Raw genomic sequence first — 24,869 nt, 5'->3', positions numbered from 1 at the left:
GAGAACAGGTACGCGTTGGACGCAGCGACTTCACCGTTGACCAGGACGTCACCGTAGAGCTTGGAGGAGCCCGGGTTCACCACGAAGTTCTCCAGCGTCACGGTCGTGCTGCCCGCGGCGAGGGTGAGACCGGAACCGTTGTGGTTCAGCAGGCCCTGCACGTAGGGACGGTACGACCCGTCCGGCGACCAGTACGTCACGGAGCCGGCGGTGATCGGGAACGACACCGCGCCACCGTCGAGCTTCGCCGAACCCGACACACCCGGGGTCAGACCCAGGGCCTTCAGCGCGTCGGTGAAGCCCGAGTCGAGCGCGACGGAGGTGTTGCCGCCCTTGACCTCGGGAACCGACGCGACCGGTGCGGGGATCTTCGACGACGACGAGGCGACGGTGTGGACCGTCGGGGTCGCGGCGTTCGCGGCGGTGATGCCGAACCCGGCACCACCCAGGATGATCGCGCCAGCGGCGGCGAGGGAGACCGTGGTCTTCGTGATCTTGCGCATGGAACCGTTCCTCTGCTGTGAGTTGGTCGAGTCCTGGCCGGACGAGGCCGGGAAGTGCTCTGGGCGTCTGCCCTGTGTGCTGATGATTCGGCACCCCGCGCAGATCGGATTGGGACGACTTCTCCGGCGCCTCTGCAGGCCCCCGTCCGTACCGTGGGGGCATGGCTCCCGAGCACCTGCCGACGACCGACCGGATCCGCGCGATCGATGCGTGGTGGCGCGCCGCGAACTACCTGACCGTCGGCCAGATCTACCTGTTGGACAACCCGCTGCTGTCCCGCCCGATCCGCCCGGACGACGTCAAGCCGCGGCTGCTCGGGCACTGGGGCACCTCGCCCGCGCTCAACCTCGTGTACGCGCACTGCAACGCACTGATCGCCGCGACCGGCCGGGAGATGCTCTACGTCTGCGGGCCCGGACACGGCGGCCCGGCGATGAACGCGAACGCCTGGCTCGACGGCACCTGGCAGGAGATGTACCCGGGCACGACCCTGCAGCAGTTCTTCCGCCAGTTCTCCTTCCCCGGCGGCATCCCCTCGCACGCGGCGCCGGAGACGCCCGGGTCGATCAACGAGGGCGGCGAGCTCGGCTACTCCCTGGCGCACGCGTACGGTGCGGCGCTCGACAACCCGGACCTGGTCGTGACGTGCGTCGTCGGTGACGGCGAGGCCGAGACCGGTCCACTCAACGGGTCGTGGCAGGCGCACACGTTCCTGGACCCGGTCGCCGACGGTGCCGTGCTGCCGATCCTCAACCTGAACGGGTGGAAGATCGCGAACCCGACGATCCTCGCCCGCATCCCGGCCGAGGACCTCACCGCGTACTTCCGGGGGCTCGGGTACGACCCGATCATCGTCGACTCCGCCCGCGTCGACGACGACCCCTTCGCCGTGCATGCCCTGTTCGACGGCGCGCTCCGCCGAGCCCTGGCCGCGATCGACGACATCCAGGCGGCGGCGCGCGGTCAAGCAGCGCGGGCAGCAGCGGGCGAGATGGCCGGTGCGTCCGAGATCCGCCCGCGCTGGCCGATGATCGTGCTCCGGACCCCGAAGGGGTGGACCGGGCCGAAGGAGGTCGACGGACAGCGGGTCGAGGGCACCTTCCGCGCGCACCAGGTGCCGCTGCCGGCCGTCCGCGACGACGCGGGACACCGCGAACAGCTCCAGCACTGGATGGAGTCGTACCGCCCGTCGGAGCTGTTCGACGCCGACGGTGCAGGCATCGGGCTGCTCGAGGCGATCCGCCCGGTCGGTGACACCCGGATGAGCGCGACCCCGCACGCGAACGGCGGCCGGATCCGGACCGCGCTCGACCGACCGGACCTGGCCGAGTTCGCGGTGGAGGCCGGGACCGAGGCCTCCTCGACGGGGACGCTCGGCCCGTGGCTCGCCGCCCTGGCCGAGCGCAACGGTTCGACGTTCCGCCTGTTCGGCCCGGACGAGACCGTGTCGAACAAGCTCGACGCCGTGTTCGACGTCACGAACCGGGTCTGGCGCGCCGGCAACGACCCGGAGGACGAGCACCTCGCCCCGACCGGACGCGTCATCGAGGTCCTCTCCGAGCACCTGCTCGAGGGGATGCTCGAGGGCTACGTGCTCTCCGGTCGCCACGGTGTCCTCAACACGTACGAGGCGTTCGCCCACATCATCGACTCGATGGTCGGGCAGCACGCCAAGTGGCTCGAGTCGTCCACGGACATCGACTGGCGCGAGCCCGTGTCGAACCTGACGATCCTGCTGTCGTCGCACGTCTGGCGTCAGGACCACAACGGGTTCTCGCACCAGGACCCGGGCTTCCTGGACGTCGTCGCGTCCAAGCAGCAGGACCTCGTCCGGATCAAGCTGCCCGCCGACGCCAACACGCTGCTCGCGGTCACCACCCACGCGATGGAGACCACCGACCGCATCGAGGTGATCGTCGCCGGCAAGCACCCCGAGCCGGTGTTCCTGTCGCTCGAGGACGCCGTCGCACACGCGGACGCGGGACTCGGCGTGTGGGACTGGGCCGGGACCGAGCAGCAGCTCGGTCGGGTCGACGTGGTCCTGGTGAGCGCGGGCGACGTCCCGACCGTGGAGACGATGGCCGCCGCGGACATCATCCGGCAGCACGCGCCCGAGGTCGGCGTCCGCGTCGTCAACGTCGTGGACCTGCTCTCGCTCGGCGACCCCCGTAAGCACGAGCACCCGGTGTCCGACGACCGGTACGACGAGGTGTTCCTGCCCGGGACGCCCGCGGTGTTCGCCTTCCACGGCTACCCGTCGCTCGTGCACCAGCTGACCTACCGCCGCCACGGGCACGACGACCTGCACGTGCACGGGTTCCTCGAGCAGGGCACCACCACGTCGCCGTTCGACATGCTCATGCGCAACGAGATGGACCGCTTCGCACTGGCGCACGACGCGCTCACCCGTGTCGACGCCGAGCGGTACGCCGACCTGCTCACCACGCTCACCGAGGCCCGTGCCGCGGCGCGGGCGTTCGCCTACGAGCACGGGGAGGACCACGCGTCCGTCGGTGCCTGGCGGTTCTCCGGGTGGCCGCAGGACAGGGACGACGCTGACGGCACCGGCGGCGACCCGGGCGAGGGCGAGACCGAGGACGCAGCGCCCGGCAACTGACTCCTCCACATCCTGGAGGCCCTGCTCGCCGTCCACAGGTCGGCCGCCGGACGATCGGTGGTGCCGTCGGTCCGGCCACGCTGTCGGCATGGACGGAGCGTGGATCGGGTGGGCGGGCGTCGTGGTGTCGGTGGTGAGCGCGTGCGCGGCGGTCGGCGCGACCGTCGTGACCCTGCGCGAGGGGCGCGCGATGCGGCGGAATACGGAGTTCTTGGCGCACCGCGACCAGTGGTGGCAGCGTTGGGCCTGGATCGCCGACCGGGCACTCTGCAGCGACGAGGACGCGAACGCGGCCGCATCGCTGATGGTCCACGCGCTGACCACACGACGATGGGTGACCGAGGACGACAACTGGGTGCTGCGCGAACTCGAGCGTCGAGAGACCGATCCGGCAACGCAACGCAGAAGGGACGACGATGATCTCCGACCTGAGTGACAAGGCCTTCAAACGATGGCTCGACGTCCTCGAGATGACGACTCCACCCCTGCTCGCGAGCACGCACTACGGTCCGATGCTGCGCGCCCAGAACGCGGAGCAGGAACTCGAGGAAGCGCGGACCGAGTGGCGGGAACGGCAGGAACGCGCGCGGGCCCGAGCGCTCAAGGCCGAGGCGTCGTACGCGGACTGACCGTCACGCCCAGGCTGGGTCTGGCACGCTGCGTTCTGGCGTGCCGGGGTCTGGCACGCTGGGGTCGTGACCGACCTCGTGATCCCGGCCCCGCTCCTCCCGACCGTCCCGACGACGACCGGCGGGCGCTTCCCGGTCCGCCGGGTGTTCTGCGTCGGCCGGAACTACGCGGCGCACGCGCGCGAGATGGGGCACGACCCGGACCGCGAGCCGCCGTTCTTCTTCACGAAGCCGGCCGACGCGGTCGTCACTGACGGTGCGGACACGCCGTACCCGACGATGACGGACCGCCTCGAACACGAGGTCGAACTCGTCGTCGCGATCGGCACGGGCGGAGCGGACGTCCCCGTCGCGACCGCGCTCGACCACGTCTGGGGCTACGCCGTCGGACTCGACCTGACGCGGCGGGACCTGCAGGCCGACGCGAAGCGGCTCGGGCGGCCGTGGGACATGGCGAAGGGCTTCGACGCCTCGGCCCCGATCGGGACGCTCGTCCCCGCCGCCGAGGTCGACCCGACACACGGCGTGGTGGAACTGACGGTGGACGGCGAGCGCCGACAGCACGGTGACCTGGCCGACCAGATCTGGTCGGTCGCCGAGGTGATCGCGGAGCTGTCCCGGGCCGTGCGCCTCGAGCCCGGCGACCTCGTCATGACCGGGACACCCGAGGGCGTCGGCATGCTGGCTCGTGGCGCGGACGTGCGCGGGGACATCGCCGGGGTGGGCACCGTGCACACACGCCTGGTCTGAGTCGCTCCGACGGACGGCCAGATGACGCGGGTGTTGCCGGGCGCTGTGTGCGTTCCGAGCCACGGGGCGTACACCTGGCGGTGACGTCGTGTCAGGGCGACGTCCTGATCGGTGTCGGCGGGGTCGAGGGCGACCGCCGCGCGCGCACCGGAGAAGAGGTGCGACGTGCTGGAACACGACCTGTTGGCGACGTCCTGGACCTGGGACGGCGACGAACCGATCCACGAGCGCGTGCGCGCGGTCGGTGACGCCGGGTTCGCGGGGATCTCCCTCGCGCTCGACGACCTGCACGAGGTCCGGTCGACGATCGGCTTCGCGGCGCTGCGACGGATGCTCGACGACGCCGGGATCGTCTGGGTGCAGCTCGGCACGCTGGGGAACTGGTGGACGTGTCCGAGCCGCACGACCGGGTCGGAGGCCGAGCGGGGCGTCATCCTCGAAGCCGCGGCGTCGCTCCGGGCGTGGCAGGTGGTGGCGCGTGCCGACGTCTCCCTGCCCGGCATCTCCCCGACGGCGATGCTCGAGGACTGGGTGGCACTGGCACGGCAGACCGAGGCGGTGGGCGCGCAGCTGGTGCTCGAGCCGGAGCCGTGGTCGAACCTGCCGACGGTCGAACGGGCCTCGCGCTTCATCACGACCGCCGGCGCCGGTGGGCTGGTGCTCGACATGATGCACGCCCTGCGCGGTGGGTCCACCCTGGGCTCCATCCGCCAGGGCATCGCGCCGGGGACCCTCGCTGCCGTCGAGCTGAGCGACGGGCTGCTGTCGACCCCGAGCGGCATGACCCTGGCCGAGGAGTCCCGCTCGGCGCGGTACCTGCCCGGTGCCGGAGCCTGGGACGTGCCGGGGTTCATCCGCACCGTCCGGGAACTCGGTCATGACGAACCGTGGGGCGTCGAGGTCCGGACACCCGCACACCGTGCACTGCCGGTCCGCGATGCACTCCGCCTCGCTGCTGCCGCGACCCGGGCGGTGCTCGACGCTGCCGACGCCTTCGGGACCCCTGCGCTGCCGGTGATGCCGTCGTCGCCGGCGCCGACGTCGGCCGTGGACTTCGAACCCACGCAGCGGCCGCGGCGGCAGACCGGTTCAGGTGCGCCCGCGTAACATCCGGGCCATGAGCGAACACGCGAACACCGGGGACGACCGACTCCTGCACGAGTCGCAGCAGGCGATCGACGACGCCAAGGCCGCAGCCGCCGAGGTCATCGAGCCCGAGGAGGACGACCTGGTCGACGAGGACCTGCCGGTCGCCGACCACGCCGAGCCCGCAGACGGCCCCGCCCCCGCCGCCTGAGCACGCGCGAGGCCGCGCGGCAACGCCCCGGGGCCGCGTCAGGCGATCTCGACGACGCGGACCGTCACCGACGCGGGACGCACCCCGATGGTGTCGAGGACGACCGACGCCACCGCGTCGCGCACGGCCCGCACCGTCCGGACCGCGGGGACGTCACTGTCGACGGCCACGACGACCCGGACACGGAGCCCCTCGGCGCGGTCCTCCACCAGGACGGCGCCACCACCGCGGGGCAGGTCGAGCACCGACCGGACGTCGCGCACCAGCACCGCCAGGCTCGGGCCGGGCGGGATCACGGACCGGACGCCCTCGACCTCGAGGACCGCCCGGGTCAGGGTGCGGGAGAGCACGCGGGGGTCCCCCGTCACGATGCGCTCCCCGGGTCCAGCACGTCGGCCACCCGCACGGTGAGCGAGCGCACCACGAACGGCGCGTGCTCGTCCAGGGCGGACCGGACCACCGACCGCAGCGCCTCGGCACGATCGTGGATCGGCGCGTCCGCAGCGGCGGCGATGGTCACCTCGACGTCGATCTCGGCGCCGAGGACCGTCACGTCGCCCGAGAACCGCGTACGGCGGACGAGCACCCCGGGCACCGCGTCCCCGAGCGACCGGACCACGCCGCGCAGTGCACCCTCGGTCACGACCAGGTGCGCGGCGGGATCCGGGTCCGGGACCGGCACGTCACGACCGGCGTGCGCGGTGGTCCGGATGCTCGCCAGGACGCCCGCGATCCAGCCGTCGTCAGCGTGCCCGGCCGCGCGGACGTCGGCGTCGAGCAGGTCCGCAGACGCCTGTCGCAGGCGTTCGAGTCGGCGCAGGGCGTCCACCGCGACATCGTCGGCCTCGATGTCGTCGCGGACGGGGTCACGGCCGGTGTCGAGGTACGCGGTGAGGTCCTCGAGCGTGAAGGCGCCGTAGCGGTCGTCGCCGTCGTCGGTCATCGCCACCCCTCCATCCGCTCGAGCACCGTGCGCCTGGCCCGTGCCAGGGACCCCCGGACGGCCGCTGCCGACATCCCGGTCTGCTCCGCGATCTCGGCGTACGAGGCCGCCCCGACCTCGCGCATCACCCAGACTGCTCGCTGCGCGTCCGGCAGGTTCCGCACCACCCTGGCCAGCGCGTCGGCCTGCATCCGCGTCTCGACCACCTGGTCGACGGAACGGTCCGCTGCCAGGTCGGGCACGGCCTCCAGGTCGAGGTGCGGGTGCCGACGCCGCAACCGGTCGAGCGCCTTGTTCGCCGCGATCCGGAACAGCCACGTCCGGACGCGGTCCGGGTCCTCGACGCGGTCGATCCGTTGCCACGCCTGCAGCGCTGCCTCCTGTACGGCGTCGTCGGCCTCGCCGTCGCCGTACCCGAGGATGCGCGCCGCGTACGCCCGCATCAGTGGTCCGTAGCGTCGGATCAGGACGCCGAACGCGGCCGCGTCGCCGTCGGCCGAACGCTCGACGAGCGAGGCGTCCGACAGGGACGCGAGCTGCCGGTGCTGCTCGGTCAGGGTGGCCTCTCGGGTGTTCGGGTGCGAAGTCGTGCGTGACGAATCCCGAGGTGGGTTCGTCTTCAGTACGTGCCTACCACCTGCATGGTCGCAGGTGGGACGAGCGCGCCGTGATCGGGCATCCCTGAACGACCGGTCACGGCGCTTCGACGGCGGTCCGTGCGTCCCCTGATCCGGCGCACGGACCGCCCGGGACCTCGCCTCAGTCCTCGACCTGGTCGCCGAGGAAGTCGGCGTACGTGACCTCGGCGTCGGCCCGGGTCATCGTGGTCGTCGTGGTCGTCGTGTCCGGAGCAGGTGGTGCGGACACCCCGGTCGGGGTCGGTGCGGGGGCTCCATCCGCGTCGGACGGTGGCAGGGCGTCGCTCGCGCTCATCCGGTCTCCTTCCGTCCCGGCGAACGTAACAGTCCACGGCGCTCGCACCAGGGGGCAGACAGATTCGTCCCCCACCCGAGCCGTCCACGGGGGACGGAAGTTCGCCTCCAGCGGAGCCGATGCGCACGCATGCTGCCGCGTGCGCGCTCACTCGCGGGTGACGTCCTCGGGGGCCTTGTCCGTGCGCCACCCGCGCCACGACGGCTGGCGCAGGCGTCCGTCCCCGGTCCACTCGGCGAACTCGACCTCGCCGACGCGCTCCGGGCGCACCCAGTGGGCATCGCGCGCGTCGGCCCGCGGGACGTCGACGAACGGCGACGTCGTCCGTTCCAGCGGTGCGAGCACCCGCATCAGGTCGTCCAGGTCGCGGTCGCTGAACCCGGTGCCGACCTTGCCCACGTAGACGAGGTCGTCGCCGTCCGGGATGCCGAGCAGCAGCGACCCGATGCCACCCTCCCGACGACCGCTGCCCGGCTTCCAACCGGCGACCACCACCTCTTGCGTGGCGTGGTGCTTGATCTTCACCCAGGCCTCGGAGCGACGCCCCTCGGCGTACCGGGAGGACCGCTTCTTCGCGACGACCCCCTCGAGCCCGGCGCGTCGGGAGTCCTCGACCGCCTGCTCGAGCGTCCCCGATGCGGCTGCGGGCACGTCGATCACGCCGCCGGGCTCGACCACCGTCGCGAGCGCTTCGCGTCGCCGCTCGTACGACAGCCGGGTGAGCTCGTGGCCGTCCGCCTCGAGCACGTCGAACAGCAGGAACCGCACCGGCGTGGCCTTCCGCGCGGCCTCGACCTCGCGCGGCTTCGTCACGCCCATCCGGTTCTGCAGCAGCTGGAACGACGGACGGCCGCGATCGTCGAGCGCGACCACCTCCCCGTCGAAGACCCCATCGACCCCCGCACGCTCGCCGAGCTCCTGCAGCTCCGGGTACTGCGCGGTCAGGTCGTTGCCGTTCCGGCTCCGGAGCGTGACCTCGCCGTCGCGGACGGTCGCCAGGGCCCGCACGCCGTCCCACTTCATCTCGAACGCCCAGTCCGCCGCGTCGAGCACCGGCGCACCCTTCGCGAGGGAGGCCTGCATCGTGCGCCGTTCGACCGGGTCGGTCGCCGGCGCTGCCGTCCGAGCGATCGGCTCGCCCCCGACGCCACCGACGGGCTGACGGGAGGCTCGACCCACCGCCGCCGCGCTGGTCCCGCCGGCCGACCGGTCCGGCTGGTCCTTCGTCCGGTGGATGAGCCAGTTCTTCTCGTCGCCGTCCCGACCACGCCCGCGACCCCGCGTGTGCAGGAGGGCGAGACGCCGGTTGCCGTTGGTGCGACCGTGCAGGGTCACGATGACCTCTTCGCCCTCGCGCCACTTCTCGAGCTCGTACGTGCCGTCGTCCCACAGCGTGACCGTCCCGCCGCCGTACTCGTCGTGCGGGATCGTGCCCTCGAACGCGCCGTACTCGAGCGGGTGGTCCTCCGTCATGACGGCCAGGTGGTTCTTCCCCGGGTCGGTCGGTTCGCCCTTCGGCAGCGCCCAGCTGACGAGGACGCCGTCGTGCTCCAGCCGGAAGTCGTAGTGGTCGCGAGTCGCGTGGTGTTCCTGGATCACGAACGTCGGCGTCCCGTCCGCCCGCATCGTCGGCGCGTCCTGCGGGACCGGTTCGGGCGTCTTCGACGCGTCGCGTTTCGCGCGGTACGCCGCGAGGCGGTCGCGACCCGGCTGCTCTGCGGCGTTCGCGCGCTGGGTCCGGTCGCTGTCCCAGTGACCGGAGTCGGGCCTCCCGACCGACAGCGACCCGGCGGCCACCGGGTGCAGCAGGTCGCCGTGGTCCTGCAGGCGCTCGAGCACCTCGTCCAGCGTCAGCTGGGCAAGACCACGCTCGGTCAGCTCCTGCCACGACCGGGGCGCGGCCACCGTCGGCGTGGGCCGGCCACGCAGCGAGTACGGCGCGATCGTGGTCTTGTTGCCGTTGTTCTGGGACCAGTCGACGAACACCTTGCCCGTGCGCTCCGCCCGGCTCATCGACGACAGGACCAGATCCGGCATGTCCTGCTCGAGCGCCTTCGCGAGTTCGTGGGCGACGGCGGAGACGTGGTCGGTCGTGGAGCGGCCGTCGAGCGCCGCGTACAGGTGGATGCCCTTGGACCCGGAGGTCACCGGGTACGGGTCGAGGCCCATGCCCTGCAGGATCTGGCGTGCGGCCACCGCGACCTCGACGCACTCGGCGAGCCCGACGCCCTCGCCGGGGTCCAGGTCGAGCACCAGGCGGTCGGGGTCGTGCTGCGCCCCACGCGGGCCGAACCGCCACTGCGGGACGTGCAGCTCGAGCGCGGCCTGCTGGGCCATCCACACCAGCGTGGGCAGGTCGTCGACGACGGGGTACTCGTTGTCGTGCTCCGAGTGGTGGATCGTGTGGTGCTGCACCCAGTCGGGCGCGGAGTCCGGCAGGTTCTTCTCGAAGAAGACCTTGCCGTCGACGCCGTTCGCCCACCGCTTCCGGGTCACCGGCCGGTCCTTGACGTGCGGGATCATCCACGGCGCGACGCGCTCGTAGTACTCGATCACCCGTCCCTTGGTGGTGCCGGTCTCGGGGTACAGGACCTTGTCCAGGTTGGTGAGCGCGAGCGTCCGGTCCCCGACGAGCACGGTGGTCCGCCGGGCCGACGTCGCTGACGGACTCACAGCGCCACCCCGGTCGCCCCCGCCACGGTGAGGGTGGTGCCCGACGTGTAGGACGACTCCGGGCCGGCCAGGTACACGTACGCGCTGCCGAGCTCGACCGGCTGTGCCGGACGGCCGAACGGGGTCCCCTGCCCGTACGCCGCGATCTCGTCGCCCGGGTAGCTGATCGGCTGCAGCGGCGTCCACACCGGACCCGGGACGACCGTGTTCGCGCGGATGCCCTTCGCCGCCAGCTGGCGGGCCAGCCCGTTCGTGTAGGTGATGATCGCGGCCTTCGTCGCCGCGTAGTCGATCATGCGCCCCTGCGGCTCGTACGCCGACACCGAGCTCGTCGTGACGATCGCACTGCCGGGAGCCAGATGCGGGACGGCTTCGCGCACCAGCCAGAACATCGCGTAGAGGTTCACCTTCATCGTCCGGTCGAACGACTCCGTCGACTGCTCGGCGACGTCCTCGTGCACCTGCTGGCTGCCCGCGACGAGCACCAGGGCGTCGAGGCCGCCGAGCTCGCTGACCGCCGTCCGGACGAGTTCGACGCAGAAGGCCTCGTCGGTCAGGTCCCCGGGGAGCATCACCGTCTTCCGGCCGAGGCCCGCGATCAGGTCGCGGACCTCGGCCAGGTCGTCGATCTCCTCGGGCAGCGCGTTCAGGACGACGTCGGCGCCCTCCTTCGCCAACGCGATCGCAGCCGCACGACCGATGCCCGAGTCCGCGCCCGTCACGAGCACGCGGTAGCCGGGCATGCGCCCCGTCCCGACGTAGCTCGTCTCGCCGTGGTCCGGCGGCGGGTCCATCGCGCTGGCCCGACCGGACCCCTGCTGCGTCTGCACGGGGAAGGGCGGCCTGGCGTGCTTCGTCCGCGGGTCGTCCTTGTCGAGCTGGCTCATGGCCCCCATGGTGCTCGCGGGCACTCTCATGCGCTCACGGGCATCATGTGCTCATGAGGTCGATCTGGAAGGGCTCCATCGCGTTCGGGCTGGTCAACGTGCCGATCAAGGTCTACGCCGCCACCGAGACCCACGACGTGTCGATGCACCAGGTCCACGACGAGGACAAGGCCCGCATCCGGTACAAGCGTGTGTGCGAGCTCGGCCACGAGGTCGAGTACGCCGACATCCAACGCGCGTACGACGACGGCGAGAAGACCGTCGTGCTCACCGCCGACGACTTCAAGCAGCTGCCGCAGGAGCAGTCGCACGAGATCGAGGTGCTCGAGTTCGTGCCCGTCGACCAGGTCGACCCGATGATGTTCGAGAAGACGTACTACCTGGAACCCGACTCGCGGTCCCCCAAGGCCTACGTCCTGCTGCGGCGGACCCTCGAGGAGACCGACCGACTGGCGATCGTGCAGTTCACCCTGCGCCAGAAGACCCGGCTCGGGGTGCTGCGCGTGCACGACGACGTGCTGCTCCTGCAGGGGCTGCTCTGGGGCGACGAGGTCCGTGCCGCCGACTTCAAAGCCCTCGACACGTCGGTCAAGGTCAGCGCGAACGAGCTGAAGATGTCCTCGTCGCTCGTCGCGAGCATGTCGACCGACTTCGACCCGGACCGCTACACGGACGAGTACCAGGTCGAGCTGCAGCAGCTCATCGACGCCAAGCTCGAGTCCGGCGACGACGTCGACACGGCAGCGACCTTCGGTGAGCAGGCGTCCTCCGACGACGATGACGAGGGCGGTGACGTCATCGACCTGATGGCCGCCCTGCGGGCGTCGGTGGACAAGAAGCGGTCGGGAGACTCGGGGTCGCGTTCCCGGGGCACGGCACGTTCCGGGTCGGGCGGGTCGGCAGGATCCGGCTCAGCCTCGGATTCCGGTTCCGATTCCGACTCGGAGCAGGCGCCGGCGAAGAAGGCACCGGCCAAGCGGGCTCCGGCGAAGAAGAGCACGACCACGAGTGCGACCACGGCGAAGAAGAGCACTGCGAAGAAGCCCGCAGCGAAGAAGCGCGCCAGCTAGCCCTTCGCCGGTTCGCCGATCACGTCGTCACGGTCCGGTGGATGAAGTCGGCCATGCCCGGCACGGTGAACGCCAGGAACCCGCGGTCAGGCGCGAACACGTGGCCGTTCTTGATCAGTTCGTTGCGCGAGACCGACAAGTCGCTCGTGCGCCGTTTGCCGGTGCGCGTGACGAGGTCCTGGATCGCCGACGGCCCGTCGCCGTCCTCCGCCATCGCCTGGAGCAGTTCACGCTGCTTCGGAGTCGCTCGGTCCCACCTCGACTGGTACAGCCCTTGGTCGACTTCGTCTCGTGCGCGCAGGACTCCCGCTTCAGCGTCCTCGAGGCCGATCTCGTCCGCCAGGGACCTGACGTCCCAGACGTGTTTGCCGCAGGCTTGCGCGAAGTAGGGGTACCCCGCGATGGCCTCGACGGCACGGTCCAGCGCCTCGGACACCCAGGTGACACCGGAACGTTCAGCCGGACGTGTCAGGGCGATGCGCGTCTGTTCGTCGTCGAGCAGGTCGAGACGTCGGTAGTCGTAGAGCCGCTCGGCGTAGCTCGTGGCGTCCGCGAGTACCGCGGGCAGTGAGGGAAGACCCGTACCGACCATCATCACCGGGACCGGGTGTGGCTCCTGTCCGAGTGCATGCAGCGCGAGGTTCAGTGCGTTGAGGTCGTTCCTCGGCGCGTCTTGGAGCTCGTCGACCAACAAGAGGAGCGCCTGGTCGAGCTCACGGAACGCCAGACCGACCTCGCGGAGGAGGTCTTCCAGGTCGCGCTCGAACGCCCCACTGTCGGCGTACCCGGCCTCGGGCGCGATCTCGACACCGAATCCGTAGGTGCCGCCGGGATCCACGGACATCTGGAAGGACTTGAAGACGCGCAGCGCTCGCCCGAACCTGGCTCGTGCGTTCTCCCCCATCGACAAGGTCGACCGCAGCGCCCCGTGGAGTTCCCGCGCGATGGCCTGCCCGAGGTTCCTGCCTGCACTCGCCTCGATCTTGATGACGGCCCATCGGCCTGACTCACGCGCCTGCCGACCGATCTCGTTGAGCAGGACGGTCTTGCCCACACCCCGCAGGCCCGAGATGACGATCGGTCGGTCTCCCTCCGAGTCCGCGAGGATCTGCGCCAGCGACAGGTCCACGGTCCGCAGCAGGCCATCGCGGCCAGCGAGCTCGGGCGGGACGCGACCCGCTCCAGGGCGGAACGGGTTCGACGGAGCGATACTTTCAGTCACGGTGTGACTTTATCAGTCCGTATAAGCGCCACATTTATACGCGTTGAGACAACCACATTCGCGAAGACATCGTCCTCGACACGAGCCCGAAACACGGATCCGCGACACTGTCCGGATGACTCCACAAGAGCCAGGAACGCTGCAGTACCCATCCGGGACAGCGGGCCCGCCCGTCACCGTGTCCATCACCCGCCTGGTCGAACCCGAGCGCATCCCCGAGGCCACCGCCTGGGTGCAGTCCGGCGTCAACCTCGCCAACCGCTACCCCGGGTTCCTCGGCTCCGGGTGGGTCCGCTCCCGCGCGCAGTCCCGCGAGTGGCACATGCTCTACCGCTTCGCCGACCACGACTCCCTGTCGACGTGGGAGAACTCCGACGACCGGCTGCGGTGGCTCGACCTCGGGCGGGACCTCGTCGTGGAGTCCCGCGTCGAGAAGCGCACCGGGATCGAGGGCTGGTTCGACGCCCCTGCGGATGCCCCTGCATCGAGCGCTCCCCCGCGCTGGAAGCAGGCGGTCAGCATCTGGCTCGGGTTCTTCCCGGTGAACCTGGCGTTCACGATCCTCGTCGGCGCGTTCGTCCCGGCCTTCGCGGGACTCGCCGCGCTGCCCCGGGTCCTGATCACCACGCTCGTGCTGACGCCGATCATGACGTTCTGGGTGCTGCCCTTCGTGACGAAGCTGATCCGACCCTGGCTCCTCGCGCCGCCGAGGAACCGGTAGCGGCCCCTACGCCCCGAGCACCGACAACTGGTCGAGCCGCTCGAGGATGACGCCCTCGCGGAGCGCCCACGGGCAGATCTCCAGCGCGGGCAGGTCGAAGATGTCCAGGCACGCCTCGGCGACGAGCGCGCCGGGCACGACCTGGTGCGCCCGGCTCGCCGAGACCCCGGGCAGCGCCGCGAGCTGGTCGACCGACATGGTCAGGAGCGCCGGCAGCTTCGCCCGCAGCACCGCCCCTTCGAGCGACCGCGCGACCAGCGGTCCGGCAGCGGACGGGGCCGCACCGCAGATCCGCGCGATGGACCGGAACGTCTTCGAGGTCGCCACGGCGCGGTCGGGAGCCCCGGCACGGAGCAGCTTGCCGGCGTCACGGGCGATCTCGACGCGGACCTCGTGGCGCAGGCGGCGGACGTCGTCCTCGGTCGGGGTGCCGGCCGCGAAGAACGAGCGCGCGAGGCGGGCGGCGCCGATCGGCATCGACCACGCGACGTCGGGCGCCTCGTCCGCCCCGCCGGCGATCTCGAGCGAGCCGCCGCCGATGTCGAACACGGCGAGCCGACCGGCGGACCACCCGAACCACCGCCGGACGGCCAGGAACGTCAGGCGTGCCTCGTCCGACCCGGACAGCACGGCGAGCTCCACGCCGGTGCGGTCCTGGACGTGGGCCAGGACGGCGTCCGAGTTCACCGCGTCACGCACGGCCGAGGTCGCGAAGCCGAGCATGTCCTCGCACCCGCGTTCCTCGGCGATCCGGACGGACTCCGCCACGAAGGCGGTGAGGGCGTCGACCCCGACCGGCGTCACGGCGCCGCGGTCGTCCAGGTGCTCGGCGAGCCGCAACGGCTGCTTGTACGAGGACGCCGGCAGCGGCGCAGCACCCCCGTGGGCGTCGACCACCAGCAGGTGACCGGTGTTGGACCCGATGTCGAGGACTCCCACGCGCATGTATGCAAGATACCGGCTCGCCGGGCAGATGACGGACGGGAGGCCCCACTTACGCCCGCAGGAACGCCTCCAGCTGGTCCGTGGTCGGGTAGGACGCCTGTGCGCCCACCCCGGTCGCGGCGTACGCCCCGACCCCGGCGGCGAAGCGTGCGGCGTCGACGAGAGCGTCTCCGGCGGCGAGCTTGAGCGCGACCGCACCCATGAAGGCGTCGCCGCAGCCCGTGGTGTCGACGGCCTCGACCGGGATCGCGGGGACCTCGACCGGTGCGGCGTCGCCGTCGTGCACGACCGACCCGGCGCTCCCCCGCGTGACGACGACCCGGGCGACACCGTGGTCGCCGAGCAGCTCGGCCTCGTGCTCGTTGACGAGCAGCACGTCGGTCAGGTCGAGGAGCTCGCGCGGGACGTCGCCGAACGGGGACAGGTTCGTCAGGACCGTGACGCCGGCTTCGTGTGCGGCCCGTGCAGCGGCGAGCACGACGTCGATCGAGACCTCGAGACACAGCCCGAGCACCGCGGCGTCGGCGAACGCGTCGGCGGGGACGTCGTCCGGCGTCAGCGTGGCGTTCGCGCCGCCGGAGATCACGATGGTGTTCTCGCCGTGGCCGTCGACGGTGATGACGGCGGTCCCGGTCGCCGTTCCCTGCCGGACCGCGACGTGCGTCGTGTCCGCACCGGCGGCCGCGACGGAGTCGCGGAGCAGCGCACCGTTCCCGTCGTCACCGACCGCACCGATCATGCGAACGGTTCCCCCGAGCCTCCCGGCTGCCACGGCCTGGTTGGCGGACTTGCCACCCGGCAGGGTCTGCAGGTCGGACCCGTGCAGGGTCTCACCAGGCTTCGGGAAGCGCTCGGTGCGGACCACCAGGTCCGCGTTGAGCGACCCGACGACGACGATCGTGTTCACCGGACGGTCTCCTTCTGGGGTGCGGGGGTGGTCGTCTCGGCCTCGACGGGCCGTGGGATCAGGAACGAGACCGCGAGGGCCACGATCGTGACCCCGGCTCCGAGCAGCATCCCACCGGAGTAGCCGGCGGTCCCGGCGGACCCACCGACACCGAGGGCGATCTGCAGCGCGGGCAGCACGGCGAAGCTGACGCCGGCGCCGAGGTTGAACGCACCGGCGTTCAGGCCGGGCAGGAAGCCGGGGTTCGAGTCGGGCGAGAGCACGATGCCCAGGCCGTTGAGGATGATGTTCGCGATGCCGGCGTAGGTGATGCCGATCAAGACGGTGGCGGCGACCAGGACCGGCAGCGAGTGCACCCCGACGAACGCCATGAGCAGGGTCGCGACGATGCTGCCGACGAGTCCGACGCGCAGGATCGCCCGGTAGCCGATCGTGGGCGCGAGCCGACCGGCGAACGGACCGACGATCCAGCCGACCAGCGCGTACGGCGTGAGGAACACCAGGGAGGCCAGGTCGGCCTCCATCCCGAAGCCCGCGTCCGGGTTCTGGGCGAGGCTCGTGACGAGGCCGTTGACGACGGCGAACACACCCGTCATCGTCAGGAACGTCGTCGCGAGGAGGGCCCAGGTCGCCCGGCGCTTGAGGAACCGGGTCTCCACGAGGGGCTCGCGCACCCGGGACTCGACGGCCCAGAACACGGCGAAGGCAGCGAGGGCGACGACGATCCCGCCGATGACGATCGCCGGGTTCGCGGCGCCGAGCTTGCCGGCCTCGTTGAACGCGGTCAGCAGGGCGCCCACGCTCACCACGAGGGGCACGACACCGATCCAGTCCATCCGGGTGCCCTGGGACGGGCGGGACTCCACGCCCCAGACGGCGACCAGCGCGAGCGCGACGACGGTGACGACGGCGATGACCCAGAAGATCCCGCGGAACCCGAAGGCCGTGGCGATCCAGCCGCCCGCGAGCGAGTCGATGCCCGCGATGCCGCCGTTGACCGCGGTGAGCAGGCCGAGGGCCGCGCCGTAGCGCTTCGGGTCGCTGATCTCGTTGCGGAGGACGAGCAGGCAGATCGGCACGACCGGGCCGGTGACGCCCTGGATGATGCGGCCGGTGAAGAGCATCGGGACGTTCACTGCGGTCGCGGCGACGATGCTGCCGACGAGCATCACGGCGAGCATGCCGATCAGCACGCGTTTGCGACCGACGATGTCGGACAGGCGCGGCAGGAACAGCGAGAACAGCGCGGCGAGCGTGAAGTACAGCGTCTGCGACAGGCCGATCGTGGCGTCGTCGGTCTTGAGCTCGCGCGCCATGGTGACCAGCGCGGGGCTGAGCATGCTGGCGTTCAGCTGGAACGCGATGCAGGCTGCGAGGAGCGCCGCGGTGAGGGCGCCGATCGACTTCTTCGTCGATGTGGTGGGCATGCGGATCAGGCCTTCTGGGTGCTTGCGGTGGTGGTGGTCGTGGCCGTCGGCGCCGTGCGCGGGCTCCAGCCGGTGTCGGGCGTCTCGCCGATGCGCTCCAGGGCGTCGACGACCAGGTCCCAGAACCGGCCGTGGTCGAGTTCGAGGGCCGCGCTCGTGCGGCAGTCCTCGGGGGCGGGGGCACGGAAGTCGGCGACCGTCATGCCCAGGGTGTGCGTGCCGTGCGTCTCGATCGTGATCGGCACCTTGACGGCGCGGACGATCGTCGGGTCGATGACGTAGGCGACGGCGCAGGGGTCGTGCACGGGCGGCGCGTCGAAGCCCTGCACGTCCTTGTAGGTCTGGCCGAAGAAGTCGAGCAGCTCCCCGACGAAGGCAGCGGGGCCCGTGCCGACGGCGGCGATGCGCGCAGCGACCTCGGGGGTGGCGAGTGCCTGGTGGGTCAGGTCGAGCCCGACCATCACGACGTCCCACCCGGCGCTGAAGACGATGTCCGCGGCCTCGGGGTCGATGACGATGTTGAACTCGGCGACCGGGCTCCAGTTGCCCACGTGCACGCCGCCGCCCATCAGCACGACCTCCTTGACGCGCTCGATGATCCGCGGTTCCTTGCGCACGGCCAGGGCGATGTTCGTCAGGCCGGCGGTCGGGACGATGGTGACCGTGCCGGGCTCGTGGGCCATCACGGTGTCGATGATCAGGTCGACCGCATGCCGCTCGTCGAGCGCGAAGGACGGCTCCGGCAGCATCGTGCCGTCGAGGCCGCTCTCGCCGTGGATGTCCGGTGCGACCTCGATCTCGCGCAGCAGCGGACGCGGGCTGCCGGCAGCGAAGGGCACCCCGGTGATGCCGGCGATGCGGGCGACGGCGAGCGCGTTGCGCGTGACCTTCGGCAGCGTCTGGTTGCCGACGACGGTGGTCACCGCGAGCAGCTCGATGTCGGGGTTGCCGTGGGCCAGCAGCATCGCGACGGCGTCGTCGTGGCCGGGGTCGCAGTCGAGGATGATCTTGCGCGGGGTGGGTTCGGTCACGGTGGTGCTCCACTTCGTCGGGGATCCGGGTCGCGCCCGGGAAGGAGGCGGCCTGACGCGCCATGCACGCCGCGTCAAGCGTTTGACATCACACATCATCAAACGCTTGACGTCAAGTCTGGCGGCCTGGTCGGTAGCATCATCGGGTGCCGAACCCCACGCCGAGCAGCCCGCGCGTCACCGCCCGGATGGTCGCCGAGCGTGCCGGGACGAGCATCGCGACCGTCTCGCTCGTGGTCAACGGCAAGGAGCGCGGGCGGGTCTCGACGCCGATCGTCGCCCGGGTCCGCGCCGCCGTCGACGAGCTCGGGTACGTCGTGGACCACGCGGCGAGCTCCCTGGCCCGGGGCAGTGGCGACCTGGTGGTGCTCATCGCGCCCGACCTGTCGAACCCCTTCTTCGCCGAGGTCATCCGCGGCGTGCGCGACACCCTCGGAGAACGCTTCCAGCTCGTGCTCTCCGTCACCGAGCGCGGGTCGCAGCCGGGGCTCGAGGACGTCCGGCGCTTCGAACGGCTCCGGCCCGCGGGCATCCTCGTCGACGCACCCACCGCCGACCAGACGATCGCCGCGAGCGTCCCCGTGGTGCTGCTCGATGCCCCGGGCGGTGCCGACGCCGTCAACTACGACCTGAGCGCGGGGGTGTCGTCCCTGGTGTCGCACCTGGGCGCTGCGGGACACCGCCACGTGGCCTACCTCGACGGGACCTCGCGTGCGCAGACCTTCGCGGTGCGCCGGGCGATGTTCGAGCAGGCCTGCGCCGCAGCCGGGGTGACCATGTCCGACGTCACCGCGCAGGCGGACCTGACGATCGACGCCGCGGCCGAGGTCGCGGCCGGGGTCCTCGCGCGCTGGGTGGCGTCCGGGGTCACGGCCGTGGTCGCCGCCGCGGACACCCTGGCGTACGGGGTGCTCCGGGTCGCTGCATCGCGGGGCATCGCGGTCCCGGGGGTGCTGGCCGTCGCCGGCTTCGACGACCTGCCGTCCTCGTCGGTCACCGCGCCCGCGCTGACGAGCGTGGCCCTGCCCGGAGCCGACCTGGGGCGAGCGGCGGCACTGCGGCTGCTCGCGATGCTCGACGGCACGGAGCCGCCCGCACACGCCCTGCCGACGCGGCTGGTCCCGCGCGCGAGCACCGGCGCCTGACGCGGGCGCCGCAGCCGGCGGGCCCGCGCGCGCGGCGGGCAATGCCGACTCGGATCGACATCGTCGCTGTCGTACGACGTCGGTCTTGTCGCGGGCGCGGGAGCCGCTCCCGCCCGGCTAGCGCTGCCGACCCGGAACGACACCGCCGCTGTCGTACGACATCGATTCTGTCGCGCCATCCGCGCCTGCCGCAGCGGACGCGACCGCGTGACGGACGGGAGGCCCGGTGCCAGCTGGCACCCCTCCCTCGCAAGCTCGGTCGGCGCGCCCGGCGCAACGCTTCGCGTTGCCGCTGAGCCGGGCGCGCCCCTCCGTCGGGCGGCTGCGTCTACTCGTCGTGGCGCGTCGAGGCGGACGCCGCCGGGACACCGCGCTGCGCGCGGTCGAGCTCATCCGCCTCGGCACCGCCGACGGCCTCACCACGGGCGACCATGCCGGCCACGTCGTTGAGCTGCATCTGCGGGATGAACAGCGCGAGCACCAGGGCGATCGCGATGAACGGCAGCAGGTACCAGAAGACCGGGGACAGCGAGTCGGCGTACGCGTTGACGATGCCGTCCTGCACCGCCTGCGGCAGCTTCGCGAGCTGCGTCGGGTCGATGCTGGCGCTGGCGTCGGCGGCCTGGGACGCACTGCCCCCGGCGCCGGTGAACACCTCGGTGAGCTTGTCCGTCAGGCGGGACGTGAAGATCGCCCCGAAGACGGCGACGCCGAGGGATGCCCCGACCTCGCGGAAGTAGTTGTTCGTCGACGTCGCGGTGCCGACCTGCTCAGCGGGCACGGCGTTCTGCGCGACGAGGACGACCACCTGCATGATCAGGCCGAGCCCAGCACCGAACACGAACAGGTACACGCAGATCAGCGGGATCGGGGTGCTCGCGGCGAGCGTCGTCATGCCGAGCATCGCCAGGCCGACCACGATCGTCCCGATGATCGGGTACATCCGGTACCGCCCGGTCTTGGTGATGAGCGAGCCGGACAGGATCGACGTGCCGATCAGTCCCGCCATCATCGGGAGCATCAGCAGACCGGAGACCGCGGCCGAGGTGCCCGAGGCCATCTGCAGGAACGTCGGGACGAAACCGATCGCCGCGAACATGCCGAGGCCGAGCACGAAGCCGATCGCCGTCGCGGTGACGAACGTGCGGTTCCGGAAGAACGACAGCGGGATGATCGGGTCCTGGGCGCGGGCCTCGACGAACACGAAGAGCGCTGCGGCGACGACGAACCCGGCACCCCACGCCCAGGTCTCGGGAGCACCCCAGCCGTGCTGCCGGTTGCCGCCGAACTCGGTGAAGAACACCAGGCACGCGGTGGTGGCGGACAGCAGGGCGACACCGAGCACGTCGATGCGCTTGGTCGCCTTCTTGTTCGGCAGGGTCAGCGCGAACCACGCCACGAAGAACGCCGCGATGCCGACCGGGATGTTGATCCAGAACGCCCAGTGCCAGGTCATGTGGTCGACGAAGAACCCGCCGAGCAGCGGGCCGCCGACCGCGGACAGGCCGAAGATCGCCCCGAGCGGGCCGAGGTACTTGCCGCGCTCGGAGGCGGGGACGATGTCGGCGATGATCGCCTGCGACAGGATCATCAGGCCGCCGCCGCCGAGGCCCTGCATGGCGCGGAACACCACGAACTGCCAGAAGTCCGTCGAGACCGCGCACCCGAGTGACGCCAGCGTGAAGAGCGCGATCGCGACGAGGAACAGGTTGCGGCGCCCGAGGACGTCGCCGAACTTGCCGTAGATCGGCATCACGATGGTCGAGGCGAGCAGGTACCCGGTCGTGATCCACGCCTGGTGTGCGACGCCACCGAGGTCGCCGACGATGGTGGGCATCGCGGTGGAGACGATCGTCTGGTCGAGGCTGGACAGCAGCATGCCGGCGATGAGCGCGGCGAAGATGATCCAGATCCGGCGCTGGGTGAGGAGCAGCGGCCCGTCGGTCCCGGGCCGGGCGCGCTTGGCGGTGCGCGGCGCTGAGGTGCTCATGGGGTGTCGTCCTGTCCGGTGGTGATGGCCGCCCTGAGGAGGCGGAGGTTCGTGGTGAGCAGTTCGTCGAACGGCGGGCTCGTGGTCTCGTCGAACGCGTCGTCGAAGTAGTGGTCGGCGGTCACCCGGAGGAGCGCCGCGGCGGACTCGGAGACCAGCCGTGCGCGGGCGTCGTCGGGTGCCGTCCACCCGAACCGCGTGCGCACGGCGTCGGTCACGCGGGCGAGCTGGACGTCGGTCGCCGACAGGAAGCGGGCGAGGAGCGCCGGTTCGCGGTCGAGGACCGTCCGGACCAGCACCTCTTCGGACCGGTCGAACTCCATCGCACGCACCTGTTCGACGGCGAGCGCCACGATCGCGCTGAGCGGGTCGAGGGTGCTCGGCACGACGTCGCCGGCGGCGAACGCCTGCAGCAGCTCGGTGTCGGCGTGCAGCTCGATGCCGAGGACCACGTCCTCCTTCGACGCGAAGTGGTTGAAGAACGTGCGTCGCGAGACCCCGACCGACTCGCACAACTGCTCGATCGTGAAGCCGCCGAGGCCCTGCGTCACGGTCGCCCGGCGTGCTGCGACGATCATGCGTCGCCGCAGGGTGCGGGTGCGTTCGGCGGTGCTCACCGAGAGAGAATTGCACTCTTCCTGCCAGAGTGCAATTCAGTGTCGGTGGATGCCCAGGAACCGGGCCGGACGCGGGCTACAGCGCCTTGTCGAAGCAGAACGACCACGGCATCGTCGCGGCGTACGGCGGGTACACCGGGATCTGGCGCCAACCGGTCTTGCGGTAGAGGGCGACGGCGTCGGGCTGCTTGTCGCCGGTCTGCAGGACGAGGCGCGCGGCTCCGACCTCGCGGCCGACGTCCGCGCACGCGTCGAGCAGCGCGGTGGCCGCGCCCTTGCCCCGGGCACTCGAGCGCACGATGAGGCGCTTCAGCTCGACCTCGTCACCGAGCCACCGTGCGGCGATGTGGGCGACGGCCTCGCCGGACTCGTCGATCGCGAGCAGCGAGGTGATCACCCTGGCCGGGTCGACGGCGAGTGCACGGTCGCGCTCGGCGGTGACGGCGGGGTCCTCGTCGCGCTGGGCCGAGCCGTAGCGCTCGTGCATCTCCTCGTCCATGCGGGCGCGGAGCTCGACTGCTCGGGGGTCGTCCCAGGCGACGCGTTCGATCGTGATCACGATCGACCATCCTGTCACGCGCGCGGAGCGCCGCCGCCCGGCACCACGCGCGCGGAGCGCCGCCGCCCGTCACGCGCGCCCGAGCGCTCCGATCGGCCCGTCGTCGATCGCGGCCAGCACCGCCGCAGCGTCGTCGTACACCGCAGCAGCGCCAGCACCCCGCAGCTCGTCCCCGCCGACGCCGCCCGTCATGACGGCGATGCACGGCACCCCGACCTTCCCTGCGGTCTCGACGTCCCACATCGCGTCACCGATCATGACCGCGTCCGACGGGTCGACCCCGGAGCGTTCGAGGGCGACCTGCACGATGTCCGGCGCGGGCTTGGCCTGCTCGACGTCCGCGCCGCTGGTGACGACGTCGATCCACTGCTCGGCGTCGAGGAGCTCCCGCAGCCGGCCGAGCTCGTTCGGCGGCGCGCTCGTGGCCAGGACGACCTGGTGCCCGCGGGACGACACGGCCTGCAGCAGTTCGCGCGCGCCCGGCAGCAGGCGCAGGCGGGGCATGTGCTCGGCGAAGTAGGCCGACTGGTACTGCTTCGCCGTGTCGCGGTCCTCGTCCGAGGCGTCCGGCAGCAGTTCTTCGAGCAGGCGCGCACCGTCCATGCCGATCAGCCGGTGGATGCGCCAGGCGTCGACGGGCGCGTCGATCACCCGGAAGGCACGCCACCACGCGTCGACGTGGGCGTAGTTCGAGTCGACGAGGGTGCCGTCGATGTCGAAGAGGACGGCGGTCGAGGGTGCGTCAGCCATCCGACCAGCGTGCTCCCAGGACCTTCGCGCTGGTCCAGGCGATCCGACATACGTAAGCAGGTACCAGCGAAGGGTCCGCTACCTCGAAGGCGCCAAACTGCGAGCGGACGACCTATTCTCCGAGAATGGCCAGATCCGACATGAACAGGGCTACCTGTTCGGGCGCGCGGTTGACCGCTCGCCCAATCTCTCGATAAAGATCCCGTAATCCACTTCGAAGAGCGATCTGTTGTTCCGTCGACGACCTCACTGAGGGCGACTGCACCGAATCGTAGATCGCCCCCTGGCGCCAAATGTCCAGCGAGAAGGGTGCAACCCCATCACCGTCGACCGACCCAATCGTGTATTGAGTCTCGCCGACGATACTCCTGTAGGAGAAGCTGTCCTCTGACTCGTCTTCTTCGGATCGCTCTACCTCCCAATCCAAGGAACGTTTCTCCGTCACGGCGATCAGGCGTTCGATCAGTCCAGCCCATTCGTCCTCATTAAGAAGCACTTCTACTCACTCTCATCCTCATGTTGGCGGTGCTAGCCGCGACCTGACTATAAAGCTCATCGAAACTGCGAAGGACGTCCGTGAGGATTTCGGCGACGCTTTCACCTTCGCCCAACTGGTCCTTCGCGTACAGGCTGTTTTTGATTACCTTACGTAGAAGCCGGGCTAGCTTTTTCTGGTCGAGGACGTCAAATGTCTCGTCATCGACGAGAAGTAGGGCTTCGCTCGAACGACTATGTAGTCGGAGCAACGCAAAGCGCGCGACGGCTTGATCATCGTGCGCTTCTGCCCAGTTCAATTCCCCCCTCGCGTCTGCGAGGGACGCCGGAAATGCAAACAAAGCGTCCAATCTCAAGCGCTGTTCTGCTTTGGTCAATGCTTCAGAAGCTGCGGACGCCGCTCGTCTGGCTCTTGTCGCTTGGATGATTGCAATCGCGAATCCGACAACGGTGAGAAGTAGACCGAGCCAATCAGCCCAACCAGGAGCCGAGTGAGCGTCGAACAGGGTCATGGTTCAGGTCAGGCCTTCGGGTCGTGTGTCGGTCAAAGGATACTGCGCCGAGGCGCAACGGCAACTACGCCTTGTATCGATGCAGCGTGTCGGCGCTGCTGCCCGAAGTGAACTTGGCCATCCCTGCACCCGACCGCGTATGGCACTCCATCTGAACTTATTCACCATGCTCGACGACGTGCTTGATGATGATCAGTCGGGCGGATGCGCTAACCCTCGGCCGGGTCGAGGAAGTCGTGAACGAG

General features: G+C 70.8%; 27 protein-coding genes. 9 read left to right on the top strand and 18 right to left on the bottom strand.

What is annotated here, in order from left to right:
* On the bottom strand, positions 1–503 hold a 503-nt coding region (locus BIU90_RS17750), incomplete at its 3' end, for a hypothetical protein (RefSeq protein ID WP_071301492.1).
* Positions 504–664: 161 nt separating this feature from the next.
* Between BIU90_RS17750 and BIU90_RS17745 the strand changes: the two genes are divergently transcribed.
* From BIU90_RS17745 to BIU90_RS17720, 6 genes are all read left to right on the top strand, one after another.
* A complete protein-coding gene (locus BIU90_RS17745; protein ID WP_071301491.1) occupies positions 665–3,121 on the top strand; it encodes a phosphoketolase in 2,457 nt (818 codons plus the stop codon).
* A gap of 88 nt (positions 3,122–3,209) precedes the next feature.
* Positions 3,210–3,557 carry a hypothetical protein gene (locus BIU90_RS17740; RefSeq protein WP_071301490.1) on the top strand — a complete coding sequence of 116 codons (348 nt, stop codon included), beginning with the start codon at positions 3,210–3,212 and terminating at the stop codon, positions 3,555–3,557.
* The gene (locus BIU90_RS17735; RefSeq protein ID WP_071301489.1) at positions 3,538–3,750 is read left to right on the top strand and encodes a hypothetical protein; all 213 of its coding nucleotides are present in this window, start codon (positions 3,538–3,540) and stop codon (positions 3,748–3,750) included. Before BIU90_RS17740 ends, BIU90_RS17735 begins: the two co-directional genes overlap by 20 nt.
* 66 nt (positions 3,751–3,816) lie before the next feature.
* Positions 3,817–4,500 (top strand): fumarylacetoacetate hydrolase family protein, encoded by a 684-nt coding sequence (locus BIU90_RS17730; protein WP_071301488.1) that lies wholly within the window; start codon positions 3,817–3,819, stop codon positions 4,498–4,500.
* A 165-nt stretch (positions 4,501–4,665) separates the two neighbouring features.
* Positions 4,666–5,607 (top strand): sugar phosphate isomerase/epimerase, encoded by a 942-nt coding sequence (locus BIU90_RS17725; RefSeq protein WP_071301487.1) that lies wholly within the window; start codon positions 4,666–4,668, stop codon positions 5,605–5,607.
* Positions 5,608–5,617: 10 nt separating this feature from the next.
* Positions 5,618–5,797 carry a hypothetical protein gene (locus BIU90_RS17720; protein ID WP_071301486.1) on the top strand — a complete coding sequence of 60 codons (180 nt, stop codon included), beginning with the start codon at positions 5,618–5,620 and terminating at the stop codon, positions 5,795–5,797.
* Between the two features lie 38 nt (positions 5,798–5,835).
* Here BIU90_RS17720 and BIU90_RS17715 read toward each other — a convergent pair whose 3' ends face one another.
* The 6 genes from BIU90_RS17715 to BIU90_RS17695 all read right to left on the bottom strand — a co-directional run bounded on the left by BIU90_RS17715 (position 5,836) and on the right by BIU90_RS17695 (position 11,233).
* Positions 5,836–6,165: a hypothetical protein gene (locus BIU90_RS17715; protein ID WP_071301485.1), complete on the bottom strand. Its 330-nt coding sequence runs from the start codon at positions 6,163–6,165 to the stop codon at positions 5,836–5,838.
* On the bottom strand, positions 6,162–6,740 hold the full coding sequence (locus BIU90_RS17710) for a hypothetical protein (RefSeq protein ID WP_139195360.1): 579 nt from the start codon (positions 6,738–6,740) through the stop codon (positions 6,162–6,164). Before BIU90_RS17710 ends, BIU90_RS17715 begins: the two co-directional genes overlap by 4 nt.
* Positions 6,737–7,267, bottom strand: coding sequence for an RNA polymerase sigma factor (locus tag BIU90_RS17705; protein WP_139195359.1), 531 nt, complete (start codon positions 7,265–7,267; stop codon positions 6,737–6,739). The genes BIU90_RS17710 and BIU90_RS17705 overlap by 4 nt, the downstream gene beginning before the upstream one ends.
* 232 nt (positions 7,268–7,499) lie before the next feature.
* Positions 7,500–7,673, bottom strand: coding sequence for a hypothetical protein (locus tag BIU90_RS18860; RefSeq protein WP_175470254.1), 174 nt, complete (start codon positions 7,671–7,673; stop codon positions 7,500–7,502).
* Positions 7,674–7,820: 147 nt separating this feature from the next.
* Complete coding sequence (locus tag BIU90_RS17700) at positions 7,821–10,346, bottom strand: ATP-dependent DNA ligase (protein ID WP_071301482.1); 2,526 nt, start codon at positions 10,344–10,346, stop codon at positions 7,821–7,823.
* On the bottom strand, positions 10,343–11,233 hold the full coding sequence (locus tag BIU90_RS17695; RefSeq protein WP_083404066.1) for an SDR family oxidoreductase: 891 nt from the start codon (positions 11,231–11,233) through the stop codon (positions 10,343–10,345). The genes BIU90_RS17700 and BIU90_RS17695 overlap by 4 nt, the downstream gene beginning before the upstream one ends.
* A 53-nt stretch (positions 11,234–11,286) precedes the next feature.
* Between BIU90_RS17695 and BIU90_RS17690 the strand changes: the two genes are divergently transcribed.
* Positions 11,287–12,303 (top strand): Ku protein, encoded by a 1,017-nt coding sequence (locus BIU90_RS17690; RefSeq protein ID WP_071301536.1) that lies wholly within the window; start codon positions 11,287–11,289, stop codon positions 12,301–12,303.
* 19 nt (positions 12,304–12,322) lie between these two features.
* Here BIU90_RS17690 and BIU90_RS17685 read toward each other — a convergent pair whose 3' ends face one another.
* Complete coding sequence (locus BIU90_RS17685) at positions 12,323–13,525, bottom strand: ATP-binding protein (RefSeq protein ID WP_083404065.1); 1,203 nt, start codon at positions 13,523–13,525, stop codon at positions 12,323–12,325.
* 115 nt (positions 13,526–13,640) lie between these two features.
* Between BIU90_RS17685 and BIU90_RS17680 the strand changes: the two genes are divergently transcribed.
* Positions 13,641–14,246, top strand: a complete 606-nt coding sequence (locus tag BIU90_RS17680; protein ID WP_071301480.1) for an antibiotic biosynthesis monooxygenase — start codon at positions 13,641–13,643, stop codon at positions 14,244–14,246.
* Positions 14,247–14,252: 6 nt separating this feature from the next.
* On the opposite strand, the gene BIU90_RS17675 is transcribed toward BIU90_RS17680, so the two are convergent.
* The 4 genes from BIU90_RS17675 to BIU90_RS17660 are packed head-to-tail and all read right to left on the bottom strand — an operon-like array spanning position 14,253 to position 18,556.
* The gene (locus BIU90_RS17675; protein ID WP_071301479.1) at positions 14,253–15,191 is read right to left on the bottom strand and encodes an exopolyphosphatase; all 939 of its coding nucleotides are present in this window, start codon (positions 15,189–15,191) and stop codon (positions 14,253–14,255) included.
* Between the two features lie 49 nt (positions 15,192–15,240).
* Positions 15,241–16,098: a ribokinase gene (locus BIU90_RS17670; RefSeq protein ID WP_071301478.1), complete on the bottom strand. Its 858-nt coding sequence runs from the start codon at positions 16,096–16,098 to the stop codon at positions 15,241–15,243.
* A complete protein-coding gene (locus BIU90_RS17665) occupies positions 16,095–17,525 on the bottom strand; it encodes an MFS transporter (RefSeq protein ID WP_071301477.1) in 1,431 nt (476 codons plus the stop codon). Before BIU90_RS17665 ends, BIU90_RS17670 begins: the two co-directional genes overlap by 4 nt.
* A gap of 5 nt (positions 17,526–17,530) precedes the next feature.
* Positions 17,531–18,556, bottom strand: coding sequence for a nucleoside hydrolase (locus tag BIU90_RS17660; RefSeq protein ID WP_071301476.1), 1,026 nt, complete (start codon positions 18,554–18,556; stop codon positions 17,531–17,533).
* A gap of 146 nt (positions 18,557–18,702) precedes the next feature.
* Between BIU90_RS17660 and BIU90_RS17655 the strand changes: the two genes are divergently transcribed.
* The gene (locus tag BIU90_RS17655) at positions 18,703–19,701 is read left to right on the top strand and encodes a LacI family DNA-binding transcriptional regulator (RefSeq protein ID WP_254787103.1); all 999 of its coding nucleotides are present in this window, start codon (positions 18,703–18,705) and stop codon (positions 19,699–19,701) included.
* Between the two features lie 328 nt (positions 19,702–20,029).
* Here BIU90_RS17655 and BIU90_RS17650 read toward each other — a convergent pair whose 3' ends face one another.
* From BIU90_RS17650 to BIU90_RS18490, 6 genes are all read right to left on the bottom strand, one after another.
* Positions 20,030–21,691: an MDR family MFS transporter gene (locus BIU90_RS17650; RefSeq protein ID WP_071301475.1), complete on the bottom strand. Its 1,662-nt coding sequence runs from the start codon at positions 21,689–21,691 to the stop codon at positions 20,030–20,032.
* Positions 21,688–22,308, bottom strand: a complete 621-nt coding sequence (locus BIU90_RS17645) for a TetR/AcrR family transcriptional regulator (protein WP_071301474.1) — start codon at positions 22,306–22,308, stop codon at positions 21,688–21,690. The genes BIU90_RS17650 and BIU90_RS17645 overlap by 4 nt, the downstream gene beginning before the upstream one ends.
* Before the next feature lie 76 nt (positions 22,309–22,384).
* Positions 22,385–22,867, bottom strand: coding sequence for a GNAT family N-acetyltransferase (locus BIU90_RS17640; protein ID WP_083404064.1), 483 nt, complete (start codon positions 22,865–22,867; stop codon positions 22,385–22,387).
* 69 nt (positions 22,868–22,936) lie between these two features.
* Positions 22,937–23,617 carry an HAD family hydrolase gene (locus BIU90_RS17635; protein WP_071301472.1) on the bottom strand — a complete coding sequence of 227 codons (681 nt, stop codon included), beginning with the start codon at positions 23,615–23,617 and terminating at the stop codon, positions 22,937–22,939.
* Between the two features lie 112 nt (positions 23,618–23,729).
* Entirely contained in the window at positions 23,730–24,113 is a 384-nt protein-coding gene (locus tag BIU90_RS17630; protein WP_071301471.1) for a hypothetical protein, read from the bottom strand.
* A complete protein-coding gene (locus tag BIU90_RS18490) occupies positions 24,103–24,624 on the bottom strand; it encodes a hypothetical protein (RefSeq protein ID WP_139195358.1) in 522 nt (173 codons plus the stop codon). The genes BIU90_RS17630 and BIU90_RS18490 overlap by 11 nt, the downstream gene beginning before the upstream one ends.
* Positions 24,625–24,869: the final 245 nt, after the last annotated feature.

It is taken from the genome of Curtobacterium sp. MCBA15_001, from assembly GCF_001864835.1.
Classification (GTDB): domain Bacteria; phylum Actinomycetota; class Actinomycetes; order Actinomycetales; family Microbacteriaceae; genus Curtobacterium.
The sequence above is the reverse complement of the archived record's forward strand: the minus strand, read 5'-3'. Positions and strand labels throughout refer to the sequence as shown.